General features: G+C 47.0%; 13 protein-coding genes. 7 read left to right on the top strand and 6 right to left on the bottom strand.

Going from position 1 to position 19,428, the window contains the following annotated elements; genetic code table 11:
* Window positions 1-581: 581 nt before the first annotated feature.
* Window positions 582-1,592, bottom strand: a complete 1,011-nt coding sequence (locus CFT61_RS13045) for a site-specific integrase (RefSeq protein WP_089544849.1) — start codon at window positions 1,590-1,592, stop codon at window positions 582-584.
* Window positions 1,593-1,838: 246 nt separating this feature from the next.
* On the opposite strand from CFT61_RS13045, the gene CFT61_RS13040 reads away from it, so the two are divergent.
* A complete protein-coding gene (locus tag CFT61_RS13040; RefSeq protein WP_089544848.1) occupies window positions 1,839-5,030 on the top strand; it encodes a SusC/RagA family TonB-linked outer membrane protein in 3,192 nt (1,063 codons plus the stop codon).
* 28 nt (window positions 5,031-5,058) lie between these two features.
* A complete protein-coding gene (locus CFT61_RS13035) occupies window positions 5,059-6,693 on the top strand; it encodes a RagB/SusD family nutrient uptake outer membrane protein (RefSeq protein WP_089544847.1) in 1,635 nt (544 codons plus the stop codon).
* A 110-nt stretch (window positions 6,694-6,803) separates the two neighbouring features.
* On the opposite strand, the gene gluP is transcribed toward CFT61_RS13035, so the two are convergent.
* On the bottom strand, window positions 6,804-8,015 hold the full coding sequence (gene gluP / locus CFT61_RS13030; RefSeq protein ID WP_254918978.1) for a glucose/galactose MFS transporter: 1,212 nt from the start codon (window positions 8,013-8,015) through the stop codon (window positions 6,804-6,806).
* A 126-nt stretch (window positions 8,016-8,141) separates the two neighbouring features.
* On the opposite strand from gluP, the gene CFT61_RS13025 reads away from it, so the two are divergent.
* Window positions 8,142-9,335, top strand: a complete 1,194-nt coding sequence (locus tag CFT61_RS13025; protein WP_089544853.1) for an SGNH/GDSL hydrolase family protein — start codon at window positions 8,142-8,144, stop codon at window positions 9,333-9,335.
* Between the two features lie 69 nt (window positions 9,336-9,404).
* Here the strand turns inward: CFT61_RS13025 and xpt are convergent, their stop codons facing one another.
* Window positions 9,405-9,971, bottom strand: coding sequence for a xanthine phosphoribosyltransferase (gene xpt / locus CFT61_RS13020; RefSeq protein WP_089544846.1), 567 nt, complete (start codon window positions 9,969-9,971; stop codon window positions 9,405-9,407).
* A 171-nt stretch (window positions 9,972-10,142) separates the two neighbouring features.
* On the opposite strand from xpt, the gene CFT61_RS13015 reads away from it, so the two are divergent.
* On the top strand, window positions 10,143-11,129 hold the full coding sequence (locus tag CFT61_RS13015) for a YqiA/YcfP family alpha/beta fold hydrolase (RefSeq protein WP_089544845.1): 987 nt from the start codon (window positions 10,143-10,145) through the stop codon (window positions 11,127-11,129).
* 260 nt (window positions 11,130-11,389) lie between these two features.
* Here CFT61_RS13015 and CFT61_RS13010 read toward each other — a convergent pair whose 3' ends face one another.
* Together CFT61_RS13010 and CFT61_RS13005 are read right to left on the bottom strand one after the other, a co-directional pair.
* On the bottom strand, window positions 11,390-12,697 hold the full coding sequence (locus CFT61_RS13010; protein WP_089544844.1) for a nucleobase:cation symporter-2 family protein: 1,308 nt from the start codon (window positions 12,695-12,697) through the stop codon (window positions 11,390-11,392).
* A 140-nt stretch (window positions 12,698-12,837) separates the two neighbouring features.
* The gene (locus tag CFT61_RS13005; protein WP_089544843.1) at window positions 12,838-13,305 is read right to left on the bottom strand and encodes a nucleoside deaminase; all 468 of its coding nucleotides are present in this window, start codon (window positions 13,303-13,305) and stop codon (window positions 12,838-12,840) included.
* A 200-nt stretch (window positions 13,306-13,505) separates the two neighbouring features.
* On the opposite strand from CFT61_RS13005, the gene CFT61_RS13000 reads away from it, so the two are divergent.
* The 3 genes from CFT61_RS13000 to CFT61_RS12990 all read left to right on the top strand — a co-directional run bounded on the left by CFT61_RS13000 (window position 13,506) and on the right by CFT61_RS12990 (window position 18,207).
* The gene (locus tag CFT61_RS13000; RefSeq protein WP_089544842.1) at window positions 13,506-17,012 is read left to right on the top strand and encodes a DEAD/DEAH box helicase; all 3,507 of its coding nucleotides are present in this window, start codon (window positions 13,506-13,508) and stop codon (window positions 17,010-17,012) included.
* 214 nt (window positions 17,013-17,226) lie between these two features.
* Window positions 17,227-17,694 carry a transcription elongation factor GreA gene (gene greA / locus CFT61_RS12995; protein ID WP_089544841.1) on the top strand — a complete coding sequence of 156 codons (468 nt, stop codon included), beginning with the start codon at window positions 17,227-17,229 and terminating at the stop codon, window positions 17,692-17,694.
* Window positions 17,695-17,805: 111 nt separating this feature from the next.
* A complete protein-coding gene (locus CFT61_RS12990; RefSeq protein WP_089544840.1) occupies window positions 17,806-18,207 on the top strand; it encodes an HIT family protein in 402 nt (133 codons plus the stop codon).
* A gap of 43 nt (window positions 18,208-18,250) precedes the next feature.
* Here the strand turns inward: CFT61_RS12990 and CFT61_RS12985 are convergent, their stop codons facing one another.
* Entirely contained in the window at window positions 18,251-19,354 is a 1,104-nt protein-coding gene (locus tag CFT61_RS12985; protein ID WP_428848525.1) for a mannose-1-phosphate guanylyltransferase, read from the bottom strand.
* Window positions 19,355-19,428 lie beyond the last annotated feature (74 nt).

Below are 19,428 nucleotides of genomic sequence, written 5' to 3'. Positions count from 1 at the left end.
CCGAATACCACACTGGAGAAATATAGAGACTTACTTCCTGACCGATGGAAAAAGCAGTAACAGCATTTGTTTAATCAGCTGTTACTGCTTTTTTTGAATTATGCAAGGTATAAACGCGGAGCCGCTTACGTGAAGAGTGGTGAAGAGTGGTGAAGAGTGGTGAAGAGTGGTGAAGAGTGCCCAGCCACTCTTCACCGCTCGGAAGCTCTGTGTTTATCGGGGTTTCAGGCGGTTTGGTGAAGAGTGAAGAGTAAAATAGAGAGTAGTCTTTTCACACGCAAAACGGGCTCTGGAAGCAAACCATATTCCAAATCACAGATGGCAGCTCTGAAGAATTCTTCCTCCCGACGTATCGTTTTGTGCCTGGCAATGGCACAAAGTTGCCCTGGTAGAGGGCAATATTGTGCCGTAACCAGGCAATAAACGAAAGGAGGCTACTTGTAACCCGCCAGGACTATTATGGCTACCTCTCAGAGACGTTCCGACACTTCGTAAGTACCATTCTTTCCGATTTGAAACAGAAACCTGCTTCAACGGCAAACGAAGCCAGTTTCAATAATCGGTGAAGTTTTCCGACAGGACTATAACCCCAGATCTTCCATCAAAGTCTGGTTTGCTTCGAACAGGTCGGAATCAAAAAGGCTTTTTATATAGATAAAGGTAGTTGAAGATTTTGTATGTCCCAAAGCCTTGCTTATCAGGCTGATGTCCAGATGATGAAGATAAGCTATGCTTGCCCATGAATGACGAACCACGTAAGAGGATAAGGGTTGAGCCAACCCCAACATCTTAGACAACTGATGCAGATTGTAGTTGTACTGGCGCAATCGAGCTGTATATTGACGATGCTGTTGGGCAGAAACAGATGGTGAGGAAACAGAATCTTCCACCTTGTCTGAAAGTATCGGAAAGACAAATTCTGAATCTCTTTGTTCATATCGCATGATGATTTCAAGCATCGCAGGCAATAATGCTACCTGTATCTGCTGTCCCGTCTTGTGCCGGGCATAATAAATACATCCGTTTCGCAATTGGCTTTTCTTGAGATAGGCAATGTCAACAAAAGGCATTCCCATCGCATAAAAAGAAAACAGGAAGATGTCGCGAGCGAAGGAAAGAGAACCTCCAGGCTGTAGCGGCAAGGCTTTGAGCTGCAGAATTTCTGATTGTGAGATGCAACGTTTCTCGGTCTTGGTCCTCCCCGTAAACACTTTACTGAATGGAGTTGCATTGAGAGACGGCAAAGCCCTATGATGCATAGCTCGCAATGCCCGCATATAAGCAGAACATGTGTTCAGGCAGATATTGCGCCCCAGCAGCCATCGCTGATAGCTTTCCAGCTTTTCTGCCGTCATATCAGAAAAAAGCCAGTTGTCAGTACCAATGAACTTTGTAAAGGAACGGGCAGCAGTAAGGTAATTACCAGCAACTTTAAAGCGTCCTTCCTGTTTTGCCCTCTCCACTTCACCTTTCACGAAGTCCCATCCACGAATCTCCAACACAGCCTGCTCATCTGCCTGATTCGCAGAATCAGAAATCTTACCCTCACTCTTACTTCTTCCGAAACCGAATTCTAACTTGAAATATGCCATAACTTAAATGTTTAAATGATTAAAAATAAAGATTTTACGAAAATATACCCAAAGGTATGATACATCCTGTTAATTCCAATAGCTTTATTGTGAAAAATCGCCGTTTTTCCCATAATTCTCCACCTCGGGGCAAGAGGAGGGGGCAAAAAGATGACGATAACTCCTTGTGAGTAATCATATAAGAAAAAGTTGAGAGAAAGAAATTATAAACATTATATATTCATTTATTTAAAACGAGAGAGATTTATGGAAAAAAGACTCATGACAGTAGTTGCAGGTCTTGCTCTCAGTACGAGCATGGCTTTTGCACAAAGTCAAATCTCTGGTCACGTGACCTCTTCTGAGGACGGAAGCCCTGTTATCGGTGCTTCTATCAAGGTTGCGGGCACTAACACAGGTACAGTTACCGATATTGACGGTAACTTCGCATTGAACGCTCCTGCCGGAGCCAAGTTGGAGATTACATACATCGGTATGCAGTCTAAGACAGCCAAGGCTTCTTCTAACATGAAGATTGTTTTGGATGCTGACAATCATTCTCTGGATGATGTCGTTGTTGTGGCATACGGTACAGCTAAGCGCCAGTCTATTACTGGTTCTGTAACTGCTGTTGATTCTAAGGAAATCGAGAACCGTATCTCTACTTCAGTAACAGGTGCGCTCGAAGGTGCTGCTCCTGGTGTACAGGTGAACAACTCATATGGTGAGCCGGGCAAGGCTCCTAAAATCCATATCCGTGGTGTCGGAACGTTAGTAAAGGATGCAGACCAGCCACTTTATGTCGTTGATGGTACGGCATTCGATGGAAACATCTCCGAGTTGAACCCTAATGATATCGAGAGCATGTCTGTATTGAAGGACGCTGCTTCTGCTGCCCTTTACGGTAACCGTGCTGCCAATGGTGTCATCCTGATTACTACCAAGCGTGCAAAGTATGGTATCAAGCCTACTATCAATCTCCAGATCAACAATGGTGTATATACTCGTGGTATTGCAGAGTATGAGCGTTTGAACGCCGACCAGTGGATGGAGGCTTCTTGGACAGCCATGAAGAACTATGCCATGTCTGGTTCTATGGGATTAGATGCAGCCGCAGCTGCTCAATATGCTACAACTCATTTGATTAGTGACTACGCCAAGAGAAATATCTATAATGCTGCCAATGACGCTTTGTTTGATGCCAATGGTAAACTCATTGCTTCTCGTCTCGCAGGTTATGACGACCTCGATTGGGAGGATGGCGTAGAGCGTACAGGTCATCGCCAAGAATACAATGTGTCTGGTGCCGTAAGCGGTGAGAAATTCAATGTATATGCATCTGCTGGTTACTTGAATGAGAAGGGTTATACCAAGAACTCGTCTTTCGAGCGTTTCACGGGTCGTATCAATTCCAAGTTCAATCCTAGTAAGTGGTTTGAGGGTGGTCTCAATTTGAGTGCCAACGTATCCAATCGTCAATACAATGATGCTGCGGAAGATGCAGGCTCATTGTACGCTAACCCATTCAGTACTTGTCGTTACATGGCACCTATCTATCCTATGTATATGCATAATGCAGATGGTAGCTATGCTTTGGATGAGAATGGCGAGAAGCAGTTTGATACAACTTCAGAGTATCTTTCCAACCGTAACATCGCATACGAGATGACTGCCGACAAGGACAAGACTCGTCGTGCTGTTATCGACGCACAGGTGTATGCCAAGATTAATTTGCCATACGACTTCTCTGTGATGGTTAAGGGTAATGGAAACAATACCACATCCAACCGTTTGAACTACAACAACCCTAACATCGGTGATGGTGCTGCCAACAATGGTCGTTTGATTTTCTACGACTATCAATATGCTACTTATACTGCACAAGAGTTGTTGACTTGGAACCATTCTTATGGCAAGAATAGCGTAGATGTGCTCGCTGGTCATGAGAACTATAGCTGGCAGAGAAAAATTAATCACGGTATGAATACCAATATGGCTGTTGATGACAACTTTACATTAGGTAACTTCTTGACCAACTCTTACCTAAAAGGCTTTGATGACGAATACAAAACAGAGTCTTACTTGGGGCGCATCCGTTATAACTATGACGAGAAGTATTTCGCAGATTTCTCATATCGACGTGACGGTTCTTCTCGCTTCGCCAAAGATGCTCGTTGGGGTAACTTCTTCTCTTTCGGCTTGAACTGGAATGCAAAGAAAGAGAACTTCTTGAAGGATGTTGATTGGTTAAATGACTTGCGTGTTCGTGCTTCATACGGTGAGGTTGGTAACGATGCTGGTGTGAGCCTCTATGGTTATCAGGCACTTTATGAGATTGCCAAGAATGGTGGTAACACAGCTTTGATTAAGCAGACTTTGGCAGCTCCAAACATCAAGTGGGAAACTACACAGACTGTTGACTTTGGCATCGAGGGCAGATTGTTCGACCGTTTGAACTTCAGCATCGGTTACTTTGACAAGCGTTCTAAGGATCTTCTCTTCGAGGTTCGTTTGCCATATTCAGCAGGTTCATACCCTCATAATGAGGACATGTCTAATATGTCACAGTATCAGAATATTGGTACTATTTCAAACCGTGGTTTTGAAATCGCCTTGAGTGGTGAGATTATCAAGAACAAGGATTGGAACTGGACAGTTTCTGCAGATGCTACTACCTTGAAGAACAAGGTAATCAAGCTGCCTGGAGGTAAGGACATTCTCCATGGCGTACAGAAGTATTCTGAGGGACATTCTGCATACGAGTTCTTCACTTATCACTTCGCAGGTGTTGACCAGATGACAGGTAATTCTTTGTATGATATTGCAGACGAGAACGTTGAGGCTGCAGAGAAAGCCGGTACTCTTGTTACTATCAACGGCAAGAACTACACCACAGAGACAGCCAATGCTGAGCGTAAGTGGGCTGGCACAGCACTCCCATCTGTTTATGGTTCATTCGGTACAAACCTCCGTTGGAAGGACTTGAGCCTCGGAGTATTGTTCACCTATAGCTTGGGTGGTAAGATTTATGATGCTACTTACAAGAGCTTGATGAGCACAGCTTCTGCTTCTTCAGCTTCTGCAAACCACAAGGATATCTTGAAGTCTTGGAATGGTGTACCTGCTGGTATGACAGAGACCTCTCCAAATCGTATCGACCCTAATGGTACTCCTATCATCGACTTCAACTTGAGTACATACAACAATGATACAAGTGATCGTTGGTTGACTAGTGCAGATTATCTCATCTTCAAGAACATCAACCTCAGCTACAACTTGCCAAAGACATGGATTCAGAGTTTGGGCATCCAGGGCTTGACCGTGAAGGCAGGTGCAGAAAACTTGTTCACTCTTACAGCTCGCAAAGGTATGAACCCTCAGTACAGCTTCAATGGTGCCTCTGGTGATACCTACGTAAGTGCCCGTGTATTTAACTTCGGTTTGTCTGTGACATTCTAAGAGATAACAATATAAACAGAATATAAAGATGAAAAATTATATAAATAAGATATTCGGTTGCGCCCTTTTGGCTTCCGCAACCTTGCTGACATCTTGTGGCAGCGATTATCTAGATACAAAGCCAACGGATTCTGTTGGTTCCGAGGCAGCTGTTGCTACAACAGATATGGCTTATAAGGCATTGAATGGTATCGCTCGTTGCCAGACTACTCAGCATTATGCCTTTTCTCAGGGTTTTGCTGGCGAGAATGCCATCATGCGTCTCTATGAGAACTTGCCTAGCCAGAATTACAACTACAACTACTATGCTTCTGGTTGGGCACCAATCCATAATCAGACATTCCATAATAGAACAAGCACAATCTATGATGGATATGCTTGGTATTATTATTACCAGCTCATTGGTCAGGCTAACACTATCATTGCTCATATTGATGCAGCAGCTGGAAGCGACTCTGACAAGAAGTTTATCAAGGCTTCTGCCTTGGCTTTCCGTGCTTACAGCTACGAGAAGTTGATTCACTACTACTGCTATCGTTGGCAGGACAGTAACAATGGTGCTTCACAGGGCGTGGTTCTTCGTCTTGATGAATCTACAGGAGATGCTCCATTTGCAACATTGGCAGAAACCGTAGATCAGATTTACAAGGATTGCCAGGAAGCGATTACCTTGTTTGGCGAAAGTGGCATCGACCGTCCTGCTTCTGAGGTTTGGATTCCTAATGCAAACGTTGCTCATGCTGTTTATGCACGTGCAGCTTTGTTCCGCCAGGATTACCAGACTGCTCTTGATCAGGCTAAGCTTGCTAAGCAGGGTTATCCATTGATGAGCAATGCTGATTATAAGGCTGGTTTCTGTGAGCCAACATCTGAGTGGATTATGGGTAGTTATGGTGGTGATGCAGAAAACAACTGGTATTGGTCTTTTGGTACACAGGATGCTTGTAATGGCTACTATGCAACTGCTGATGGTAATGCAACAGGTGCTGGTACTATCGGTCATGAGTTGATTTCACGTATTCCAAACAATGATGCCCGTAAGCAGAACTTCCTGACAGAGGATAAGTTCCCAGACCTTGACCTCTCTAAGGAGTCTAAGTATTACTATACATTTGGCATTCTCGGTATGGCGGATGATAATATCTATGCACAGGCAGATTCCATCGTAAAGGCCCATGCAGTAAAAGGATTAAATGCACCTTATCAGGCAGGTTTCTATTACTTGGATGCCAATTTGAAGTTCTTTGTAACTGGCCAGCCAGGTATCAGCTATGTGCCATTCATCCGCTCTAGCGAGATGGTATTGATTGAGGCTGAGGCAAATTATTTCTTGCATCATGAAGCAGAAGCTCAGGCTGCATTGGTTGAACTGAATGCTACTTCTGGTCGTAACCCAGAATATACCTGCACAAAGACTGGCGAGGAGCTTCTTTCAGAGATTCAGGACTATCGTTGTCTTGAGCTTTGGGGTGAGGGCTTCGAGTGGAGTGACTTCAAGCGTTGGAACAAGGCTGTTGTCCGCAAGTCATTTGCTGATGGTGGTAATGCACATCAGTCTGTTGCCATCACCATCAAGCCAGAAGATGGCAACAAGTGGACATGGGGCGTTCCTTTGAACGAGACCGACTACAATGCTGATGCAACTGCTCCAAAGATTAACTAATCAAATCTTTCAGAACAGTATAATATTAAAAAGGTGTATCCTTCTTGCCCCATACATCGGGCAAGCGGGATACACCTTTTTTTTATCATCTCAGCTGATAAGAAACGATACTATGAACGAATCTTGTAGCCGTGGATGCTGTAATACAAAATGTAGAGGAAGCAAGGGAGACAGAGCCAGTATGCCTGCTGAGCACCTACTGCATCCTTCAGACTGCCATAGAGCGTAGGAAGAACGGCTCCACCAAACATCGCCATGATGAGCAGGGAAGAACCAGACTTGGTAAACTTACCCAGATCTGCCATTGCCAATGGCCAGAGGGCAGGCCACATCAGAGAACAACCCAATGCCATCAATGAGATGAAATAGATGGAAATCTCGGCTGGGGTAAGCACCACCAGCAAAGCTCCGGCAATTGCCAGGAACGAACAGAGCTTCAAGGCTACTGCCTGACTGATATACTTAGGAATCAGAATGATACCGCAGATGTAACCGATAACAATACCGATAGGAGCAATCCAGGCATAGTTGGCAGCCCCCGGCAAACCCAGGGAATTGGCATAATCTACCAATGTTCCGAGAGAAACCGTCTCAACACCTACATACAGGAACAGCGCCAGACAGCCCAAAAGCAAGTGAGTGAACTGGAAGACAGAGGTCTTGGTTGCCGCATAAGTGCAGGTAGCAGACTCTTCCTCCTCCTCAGAATCATCCTCTCCGGCAGCCTTTACCTCTGGTAATGGAGCCAGGAATGCCAGAACACCCAAAGCCAGGAAAGCTACGATGATGATCCAGAATGGCTTGGACAAATCCTCGATTCCGATGAGATGAACATCCTTGCCCAACAGCCATACGATGAACATAGATGGGATTGGCCACGCCAGTTTGTTGCAGATACCCATCATACTGATACGCTTGGCTGCACTATCCAAAGGACCCAGAATGGTGATGTAAGGGTTGACAGATGCCTGAAGATAGGCATTGGCAGCACCGCTTACAAAAGATGCAAGCAGGAACAGAGGAAAACTCTTCTCATCGGCAGAAAGGATGAAGAGATAGAATGCTGCTGCGAAGATGACAAACGACAGCGACATCGTCTTCTTGTAACCGATAGCCTTGATGGTGAGTCCGGCAGGATAACCGAAAATCAGGAACGGAATGAAGGTGGCTGCGATGATGAGATAAGAGGCAGCATTGGAAATACCCAGCGAGCCCTGCAATACAGGCACCAGCAAGGAATTAATACCCAGGGCAAAGCCCAAAGAGAAAAACATGATTCCAATGAACGACAATGGAATCGCAAAACTTTTTGTTGGTTGCATAGACTTATATTTTAGTTAGAATTTTGGGCAAAGGTACAACTTTTCTCAATATTCTCCAAAGTTTTATGAAAAAAGTTTTTAAATTTCTTGGTTTTATTGCCATTTCTATCTAACTTTGCACGTATGATGAAAAGATTATTAGTTTTCTTAATGATGTTCTGTGCCCTATCAACTTATTCTCTGGCACAGAACTGGGTAGGCACCTGGGCCACAGCTCCGCAAACTGTAGTCAAATCATTTATGCCCTATAACAATTGCATGACTAACCGTTCGGTACGCCAGGTGGTAAAGGTTAGCATAGGAGGCGACGTGATCCGCCTCAAGTTGAGCAACATCTATTCGATGCAACCCGTAGAGATCCGATCTATCTACATCGCTCATGCCAAGGATTCCTCCGACATCGATGCCAAAACGGCGCAATACTTCAAGTTCGGCAACAGCTACAAGGCCGTCATCCCTGCCGGCAAGCAGATTGTGAGCAATGCCCTGAAGTTCAAACTCAGGAATCTGGAGCGTGTAGCCATCACCATCAACTACACCTCGGCTCCCGAAATTCCAACCGTGCACATGGGTTCGCGCACCACCTCCTATATCATGAAAGGTGTAACCAATGCCCACTCCAACTTTGCGAAGGCTTTCCGGGAGAACCACTGGTACAACATCAGCGGCATCGATGTCTATACGATGAGCAACAACATGAGCGCCATCGCCATCATCGGAAACTCCATCACCGACGGAAAATGCTCTACCGACAATGCCCAGAACCGATGGCCCGACGTGATGTCAGAGATGCTGCAGCTGAAGCATAAGATAACCAATCAGGGTGTGCTGAACCTGGGCATCGGCAACAACCGCGTAACCGTACCTGGCGGTTTCGGAGCCCTCGCCAAGGAACGTTTCGACAGAGACATCCTGATGCAGAGCGGCGTCAAGAAGGTGGTGATCTTCGAGGGAGTCAACGACATCGGTGCAGCCAGGAGCGGCAGCAGCGAAACCGTAGCCCGACAGATCATCGAGAGCATCCAGGGAATGGTAAAGAAGGCAAAAGCCCGGAAGATGAAAGTTTATCTGGGAACCATCACCCCTTTCAAGGGCGCAGGATATTATACCCACTTCCACGAAGCTGCCCGACTCTATGTAAACGACTGGATCCGAAGTCAGGCGAAGAACGTGGATGGCATCCTGGATTTCGCCAAGCTGCTTCAAGATCCGAATGATGACAGAAGAATGAAGCGGGAATACGCCAGCAACGACTGGCTCCATCCTAACCCAACAGGCTATAAGGCGATGGGAATCTATGCAGCAGACATTGTAAAATAGCCGATATAAAAAACAGCAAAAGCCGCCTGTATAAACAGGCGGCTTTTACAATATATAATAATAGGTGTATTACTTCAAGACAATCTTGCAATCATCCAGGCTCTCTACGGTTGCGAGCGCCTCATAACGGATTCCCTCCTTGCGCAGGAAGTCGCCACCATGCTGGAAAGCCTTCTCGATGATGAAGCCCATCGCCTCAATCTTGGCACCAGCCTTCTCGCAGAGATCCATCACACCCTTGGATGCGTTACCGTTGGCGAGGAAGTCATCGATGAAGATCACGTGATCCTCTGGAGTCAGGTAGCTGTTGCTCACGCAAACCGTATAGTCACAATCCTTGGTAAAAGAGTGAACCACCGAGGTAATCATACCCTCCATCGTCTTAGGCTGCTTTTTCTTGACGAAGACAACAGGAAGATTGGTCAGGTAACCCACCATGATGGCTGGAGCGATGCCCGAAGCCTCGATAGTAACAATCTTGTTGTACTTGATGTCCTTGAAAAGGCGCACGAATTCCTTAGCCAGGTCCATCATCAGGATTGGGTCCATCTGATGATTTACGAAGCTATCTACTTTTAAGATTCCACCAGGAAAGCAGCGGCCCTCCTGCATAATTCTTTCTTTCAGTAAATCCATTATGACTTGAACTTTTTGGTTATTGGGTGCAAAATTACTACTTTTTTCGCAAACAAGGAAGTTTATCGCCCAATAATTTTGTTTTGTCTGCAATTTAGCGTAATTTTGCAGCAGAAATGAATAAGATGTTCAGGGAGCATGATATGATGCCCCCTATAAAACTATAAGAATATGAATCCATATATCAAACAATTCCCCGACCTCATGGCGGGCAAGAAAATCATGTATGTTCACGGTTTCCTCTCTTCTGCACAGAGCGGCACCGTAAAGATGTTGCAGGAACTGATGCCGAATGCCACCCTCGTGGCTGAAGACATCCCGGTACATCCGGAAGAGGGCATAGAGATGCTGCAGAAGATGGCGGAGACTGAGAAGCCCGACCTCATCATCGGTACCTCGATGGGAGGCATGTATACCGAACTGCTGAAAGGATTCGACCGCATCCTCGTAAACCCAGCCTTCAAGATGGGCGATACGATGAGCAGCATGACCGGCAAGCAGGAATTCCAGAACCCGAGAAAGGACGGAGTGAACGAACTGATGGTTAACAAAGGCCTCATCAAGGAATACCGTGACTTTACCGAGCGTTGCTTCCAGGACATTACTCCCGAGGAGCAGCAACGTGTTTACGGTCTCTTCGGAGATGCAGATCCGCTGGTCCATACCTTCGACCTCTTCCATGAGCACTATCCGCTCGCCATCCCATTCCATGGCGAGCACCGACTCATCGACAAGGTGGCATTCCACTATCTCTGTCCCGTAATCCGATGGATTGACGACAAGCAGAACGGCAAGGAGCGCCCTATCGTATATATAGACTTCGATGCCCTGCACGACAGTTACATGAAGGCAACCAGCTCGATGCACAAGGCTTACGAGATGCTGATAGAGCATTACAACGTATATATCGTAGCCCCAGCGCCAACCAACGACCATGAATATATGGCGAAGGTGCAGACCTGGGTAGAGGAATATCTCTCTACCCCAGCCTACAACCACATCATCTTCTGCAATCAGAAGAACCTGCTCTACGGCGATTACTTCATCGACCCTCGCCCATGCGATGGTTTCATGGGTACGACGATAGAATACGGCAGCGATGAATTCAAGACCTTCGAAGAAATCATCACCTTCTTCGAAAGACTGGGAGGACAGTAAAGGGAAGAGGGAAGAATTCTCTTCTTCTTCGCCACACGCCCTGAAAGGGCAGAAGCTCCTAGCCCAGGGTAACACCCTGGGTTAACATACAAACAAAAATGTCGCCCTGTAAGGGCAAAAGCTTCACATAATCAAAGCTTTTGCCCTTACAGGGCGAGGTTGTTAAAATCATCATACCCCCAGGGTGTTACCCTGGGCTAGGAGCTTCTGCCCTTTCAGGGCGTGTGGCGATTTACCTTTTCTTTCAGGGCGAGCTGCGATTATGCCTTATCCATATTCTTCGGCAATACGAGGTTCAGGATCACGGCGAGCAGGAAGACTACTGCCACACAGTTATCAGCAAAAACGGTGCGCACAATCTCTGGGAAGATATTGAACATACCTGTTGCTGATGTAAAGCCGAGACCCACGCTGAGTGAAAGACTCACGATGACCATGTTGCGCTGAGAGAAACCCGTGCGAGCCATCATACCGAAACCGGCAAAGAGGATGCTACCAAACATCATAATGGTACATCCACCCAATACTGCCTGAGGAATGGTGGTGAGCACATATCCGATAGCCGGGAACACACCACCGATAATCATGATGATGGCACCCAAGGCAATGGTAAAGCGGTTTACGACTCCCGACATGGCTGCCAAACCTACATTCTGGCTGAACGAAGTGATAGGAGTACATCCGAAGAGACCCGATACTGAGCTTACGAAACCATCGCAGCAGACTGCCGCACCCATCTCCTTGGTATTAGGATCGCGCTTCAAGGCACTGTTGCAGAGCGCAGAAGTATCACCGATGGTCTCTGTGGCAGAAACCAGATAAACAGCTATCACCGAGAGGATGGCACCGACATTAAACTCCGGAGTAAATGGAAGGAGCTTTGGCAAGGCAACGATAGAAAGGCCGGAAAGTCCGCTAAAATCTATCATTCCCATAAAGAGAGCCAAGACATAGCCTACCAGCAGACCAACCAATACCGACAGAGAGCGGAGGAATCCCTTGGCAAAAATCTGGCAGAGGAGACAAGCGAGCAAGGTTACTGAACCCACGACCCAATTGTTCATGCTACCGAAGTCGGCAGCACCCTGACCACCGGCAAAAGAGTTGGCACCTACAGGAAGCAGCGAGAAACCGATGGCTGTTACCACGGTAGCGGCTACTACAGGCGGAATCAACTTAATCCAATACTTGGCGAAGAGACCAAGCGTACCTTCTACCAAACCGCCGATGATGACTGCACCAATCAGCGTACCCATGCCATGAGCACCGGCGATGGCGATGGCAAGCGAAAGGAAGGTGAAGGAGATACCCATCACAATAGGCAGACGGGAACCGATGCGCCATACCGGATAGAGCTGTACCAGAGTACCGATACCGGCGATAACCATACAGTTCTGGATGAGCACAGCGCTCACCGAACTATCCAATCCTACTGCACCAGCAAGAATCATAATTGGCGCAATGTTACTTACGAACATCGCCAACACATGTTGAAGACCAAATGGGAGTGCTTTACCGACGGGCACTCTACCGTCAAGCTTGTAGAGATTTTCTATTGACTGTTCCATTGTCGTTATAATAATTAGAGAATTTCCATATAATCAGAGAATTCAGGGTTTTTCTGAATTTGGCGGCAAAATTACAAAGAAAATCTGAGAAATCGGTTCTTTTAGTAGAATAATTCGTTGAACAATAAAAAAACGGAGTGTTAATACTCCGTTTTTTCTGTATTTTCCTCCCACATACGGAAGGCTCCAAGCGCCTCATCTCGCATCAGGGCAATCATCGGCTTATGGCGGTCTTCTATCTTGCGGTCTATCTCCTCGTAGATAAACTCATCATCGAAACCTATCTTGGCTGCATCCTTTCTGTCGTTGGCATAATAGATACGGTCGAGATGTGCCCAGTAGATAGCACCCAAACACATCGGGCATGGCTCGCAGGAGGTATAAATCTCGCAGCCCTCCAGATTGAAGGTCTTCAGCTTGAAACAAGCCTGGCGCACACAGTTCACCTCGGCATGTGCCGTAGGATCGAGGTCGATGGTTACGCTATTGGAAGCCTCAGCGATGATGATTCCGTCCTTGGCGATAACGGCACCGAAAGGTCCGCCACCGGTCTTCACACTATTCTTTGAGAGCTCAATGGCTCTATGCATCAATTCTTCTTTTGTCATTCGTTTAATTTTTTAGATTAATAATATCCCATCTTTCATTTGGGGGCTACAAATATACAAAAAAGAAATGATACGGCAAGCATTTCTTACCTATATTTTAGAAAAAGCCCTACGGCTTTTTTCTTTTATCTCTATTTTCTTGCTTTTATCTATAAATTGATGTATCTTTGTACCTACATTTCAAGAATTAGCAATATCTCATGAATCAGAACAATATCAGCGCCGCAGAACTTTTCCAAAGGGTAAGGGAACTCCTAATGCTCCCAGAACTGGAACCGCAGACTCGCAACAAGATGATGCACGACACGCTCATCCTCTGCTGCCACGAAGGAGTAAAGGATACGAAACAGGCTTTCGGTAACCTTTTCTCACAGGTGGACTATCTCTGCAAGGCACGCGGCATCAAGGTGGCAGACAAGATTGCCATCCAGACCATGCGCCGACACAGCAACTCGCAGGAACCGCTTTCGGGCGAAGACCTGAAATACGATGCACGTGCCCTCGCCCTCTTCATCTCCGCTGTCTTCGGAGTGGATGTTCCCCACGAACTCAACGTGCTCATTCCGCATACTCCCCGACCTTATCAGAAGGGATTGGAAATCAACAACCGCCGTATCCGATGCATCGTGAAGAACTGGGACGGAGATTTCATCCGTGTGGACATCGACCAGGATGCCGATAAGGAGGAATATCTCGTGCAGTTGAAGGATGAGGAGAATCATATCGACCATACCTATCTCTGGGATATCCTGAAGGAAGGGATGCAGCTCAACCTGCTCGACTGTCAGGTGAAGCAGCCCATCATCACTCCCCGTCTCATCGTGGTGGAACCGGATTATCTGGTAGATATCAGTAGCATCGCCACCTGTTTTACGGCTTTCGGCCATCATCCCCTGCTCTATCTTCTCAACCTGATGAAGCCCAGAGCCAACACCCAGGCTACCCTGCTGGGTAACTTTGCCGGAGCTGCGCTGGATGACATCATCAACAGCCACGGCAAATACCAGATGAACGAAACGGTGAAGACAAACTTCCGGGAGAAAGCCCTGGAATTCTGCACCTGTCCCTGGTTTGACCCCAAGAAGTTCTATACCGATGCCAGCCTGCAGGCTTTCAATCTGCAGCAGGTTGTGGATATTCTCTTTCCCCGCACCGCATCTCAGGTACAGATGACGGCTTTACGTGGCGAAAGTCTTTACGACCGGAAGAAAGCAATCCTGGAACCTTCGTTCGTCTGCGAAGCCCTCGGCATTCAGGGTCGTGTGGATCTGATGACCACCGACTGCAAACTGCTGGTGGAACAGAAATCAGGACGCAACATGAATATCGAAACCCATCAGGTGGATCCAGGTTATCACAGTTATCAGCTGGAGCCTCACTATGTGCAGCTCCTGCTCTACTATGGTGTATTGCAGCACAACTTCAAGTTGAGCAACGACCGCGTGAACATCCGATTGCTCTACTCCAAATACCGTCCACAGGACGGACTGATGGTGGTAGCCTACTACCAGAAGCTCTTCAAGGAAGCCATCCAATACCGCAACCAGCTGGTAGCCGCCTCCTTCGAGATAGCCAAGGAGGGTTTCGAACATGCGCTAAACGAGTTTACCCCCGAGGTATTGAATGTGGCAGGCACTCAGGACTTCTTCTACAACAAGTATCTGAAACCACAGATAGAAGCCATCACCAAGCCGCTCCATACCCTATCGCCCCTGGAGGAAGCCTACTTCTGTCGCATGATGACCTTCGTATTACGGGAACAGATGATCAGCAAGGTGGGTGCACAGGAAGGAACGAACACATCGAGCAGCGACCTCTGGACCATGCCACTCAGCGAGAAGAAGGATGCCGGAAATATCTATACCGACCTGCACATCATCCGAAAGGAACAGAGCTGCGCCGGAAGCGGATATGATACCATCACCCTGAGCGTACCCGACCAGGGCAAGGACTTCCTGCCCAACTTCCGCATCGGCGATATGGTGTATCTCTATACCTACAAGCTCAAGGAAGAACCGGATGTGAGAAAGGCTATATTATATAAAGGTGTGCTGCAGGAGATTCACTGTGATGAAATCGTGGTTCACCTGACCGATGGACAGCAGAACGCCGACATCTTTGAGACGAACCTGCCGTATGCCATCGAACACGGAACGAGTGATGCCTCTACGGGAGGAAGCATCCGCAACCTGCACCAGTTTATCTGTGCACCAAAGGACAAACGCGACCTTCTTCTGGGCCAGCGTGTTCCAGAGAGAGACACTTCGCAGGAATTGACCAGACACTATGACGATGTATTGGACGACATCATCCTCCGTGCCAAGCAGGCACAGGATTACTTCCTGCTCGTGGGACCTCCTGGAACAGGAAAGACCAGTCGTGCCCTGAAGTTCATGGTGGAAGAAGAACTGAACGACGGAACTGGAAAGCCTACAGCAGAAAGCATCGCCGCCGGAGGCAAGTCGGCTTTTCAGCCTGCTTCCTCTATCCTGCTGATGAGCTATACCAACCGTGCCGTGGACGAAATCTGCGAGATGCTGGTAGATTCCGGCATTCCATTTCTGCGCCTCGGCAGCGAGTATTCCTGCGATGAGCGATTCCGCCCTTATCTGATAGAGAAGGCTATCAGCGACTGTCCGAAGCTGGAAGCCATCAAGCAATATATAATAGGTACGCGCGTGATTGTGGGCACCACTTCGATGATGACCTCCAAGCCCTTCATCTTTACGCTGAAGCACTTCAAGCTTGCCATCATCGATGAGTCGAGCCAGATACTGGAGCCTAATCTCATCGGTCTGCTATCGGCGGTAGATAAGTTCATCCTCATCGGCGACTACAAGCAGTTGCCTGCCGTCGTGCAGCAGAGCGAGAAAGATTCGAGCATCCCTACCATCAACGACAGTCAGAAAGGAGGTGTCATCGATATGAGTATCCTGCAGGACATCTGCCTCACCAACTGCCGCAACTCCCTCTTCGAGCGCCTGATCAGATGGGAAGACCACGAGGAGCGCACCGAATTCATCGGCATCCTGCGCCGACAAGGACGGATGCACCCGGAGATTGCCGAGTTTCCGAACCGGATGTTCTATCGCCGGGAGAAACTGGAACCCGTACCTTGTCCGCATCAGTTGGAGTCGGAACTGTCGTACACCCTCCCATCAGAAGATGCTCTTGATGACCTGCTGAAGGAACACCGCATGATCTTCCTCCCTTCCAGATTCTGTAAGGAACCGAATGTGTCGGACAAAATCAATGCCAACGAGGCAGAAATCGTAGTAGATATGCTTCGCCGCATCCACCGTTTCTACGGCGACAGGTTTGATGCCCAGAAGACGGTGGGCGTCATCGTACCCTATCGCAACCAGATAGCCATGGTGCGCAAAGGCATCGAAAAGCTGGGCATCCCGGAACTGGAAAAGATCAGCATCGACACCGTGGAGCGCTATCAGGGCAGTCAGCGTGATGTCATCATCTACAGTTTCACCATCCAGAACATCTGGCAGCTCGATTTTCTTGCCGGCAACAGCTTTGTGGAAGACGGAGCCATCATTGACCGCAAGCTGAATGTCGCCATTACCCGAGCCCGGAAACAGATGATTATGACCGGTAATCCGGAGATACTGCGCAATAATCAGATTTTTAGCGAATTAATAGAATACGTAAGAGGCAAGGGAGGATATTTGGAAAGAAAAGCGAAGGAAAGTTGAATAAAAGCAGGAAAAGCTTCTCGTTTTGCAAAATTTCCCCCAAAAAGTTTGGTGATTCAGAAATAAAGTCCTATCTTTGCAATCGGATTACAAACAAAAGGATAAACAAGAGACACAATAAGATATAGGATTCCGGTGCTCAACAGGCACTGGAATTCTTTATTTTTTATGCCTCCTGCCAACTTAATTAATAACAATAAACAAAAAGAAAATTATGGCTTACATGTCACAAGAAGGCTACGACAATCTCGTAGCTGAGCTGAAACAGCTCGTAACTGTAGAGCGCCCTAAGGCATCAGCCGCAATTGCTGAAGCCCGCGATAAGGGTGATTTAAGTGAGAACTCTGAGTATGATGCCGCTAAAGAGGCTCAGGCTCATCTAGAAGATAAGATCAATCGTCTGAAGCTCACCATTGCCGAGGCTAAAATCATCGACACCAAGCAGCTCAGCACCGACAGCGTGCAGATCATGTCGAAGGTAGAAATGACCAACATGGCTAACAAGGCAAAGATGACCTATACCATCGTGAGCGAGAGCGAGGCTAACCTGAAGGAAGGCAAGATTTCCATCAAGACCCCTATCGCACAGGGATTGCTCAACAAGAAGGTTGGTGAAATTGCAGAGATCAAGATTCCTCGCGGAATCATCAATCTTCGCATCGACAAGATTTCATTTGAATAAAAAGAATAAAGGAACTATCATACGGACAGTGATGCCCGTATGACGGTTCCTTTTTATGTTATATGTAAGCCCATCAAGATATATTATTCATTTTAAACAGAAATAGAGATTATGGCAAGCATTTTTTCAAAGATTGCAGCAGGAGAGATTCCTAGCTACAAGTGTGCAGAAAGCGACAAGTTCTATGCTTTCCTCGACATTAGCCCTATCGGCAAAGGTCATACTTTGGTGATTCCTCGCAAGGAAGTGGACTACATCTTCGATATGGAGGATGCAGACCTGGCTGAGTTTGAAGTATTCGCCAAGAAAGTAGCCAAGGCTATCAAGGCAGCCTTCCCATGCAAGAAGGTGGCTCAGGTGGTTTTGGGACTGGAAGTTCCTCACGCTCACATCCATCTCATTCCTATGAACAGTGAGGCAGACGTGAACTTCCGCAAGGAGCACCTCAAGCTCTCAGAAGAGGAGTTCAAGGAAATCGCCAACAAGATTTATACAGAATTCCAGAAGTTATAAGCAATAAAAAAGAGCAGCGAAGATTCGCTGCTCTTTTTCTATCCTATACGTATTCATCGCCCTTCTTCATCTGTATCTCATTCACATACTTGCGAATAAGGGCAGAAGAATCTTCCTTCTTGCATACCAGGAGCACATTGTCTTTCTCGGCAACGATAAAGCCATCAAGACCATTGAGTACGGCAAGCTTGCCTTTCGGCATCTTCACCACCGTATTATGGCAATCCTCGATGAAGACATCGCTGTCTATCACCACATTGTCATCCTCGCTCTTCTGCATCGCCTCATAGATACTGTGCCAGGTACCCAGGTCGGCCCATCCGAAGTCGCATTTCATCATGCAGGCATTGGATGGCTTGTCCAATACGCCAAAATCTACCGAGATATTAGGGTAAGAAGAGAAGGTCTCCTTCATATAGGCATTCTCCGTCTCTATGCTGAACTCCGGATATTTCTTATCATACTCACGAAGCACAGGAGGCAGAATCTTGCAGAAGCACTCACGCAGATGCTTGACATTGCTCAGGAAGATACCTGTATTCCAATAGAACTCGCCACTCTCAACAAAGATCTTGGCGAAATCACGCTCAGGTTTCTCCGTAAACGACTGTACGGCATAGATATCCTCTTCTACCACATCGCCCATTTGGATATAACCATAACCCGGTTCCGGACGGGTAGGCTTGACAGCCATCGTCAGGAAACGGTCGTTAGCTGCAACAAACGCCAAGCCCTCCAATACATTCTTGCGGAAAGCCTCTTCATTGAAGATGGCCTGATCGGAAGGAGTATTGATGATGCACGCATCAGGGTTCAGCATGGAGATGCGATGGTTAGCCCAAGCCATACTTGGAGCCGTATTGCGATGAATAGGCTCAGCCATAATGCGGTCGGCAGACACCTCTGGCAACTGCTCTTTCACCAAATCTACATATTCCTCGTTGGTATTGATATAAATATGGTCGGCAGGTACTATCTTTGCCATGCGATCGAATGTCTGCTGCAATTGGGTACGTCCGACTCCAAAGAAGTCAATGAACTGTTTTGGATGACTGCTCCGACTGCATGGCCAAAGTCTTCGACCTTTTCCACCTGCGAGAATCACACAATAATTATTATTATCATTAAGTGTCATATTATAGTTCATTTTTTATAAGTTACTAAATTCAAGTGTAAAATTACTCATTATCTGCGAGAAAGCCAAATCTTTTCTAAGAATTT

It is taken from the genome of Segatella copri, assembly GCF_002224675.1.
Classification (GTDB): domain Bacteria; phylum Bacteroidota; class Bacteroidia; order Bacteroidales; family Bacteroidaceae; genus Prevotella; species Prevotella copri_U.
Note: the sequence above shows the minus strand (reverse complement) of the source record. Positions and strands in the feature narration are given on the sequence as shown.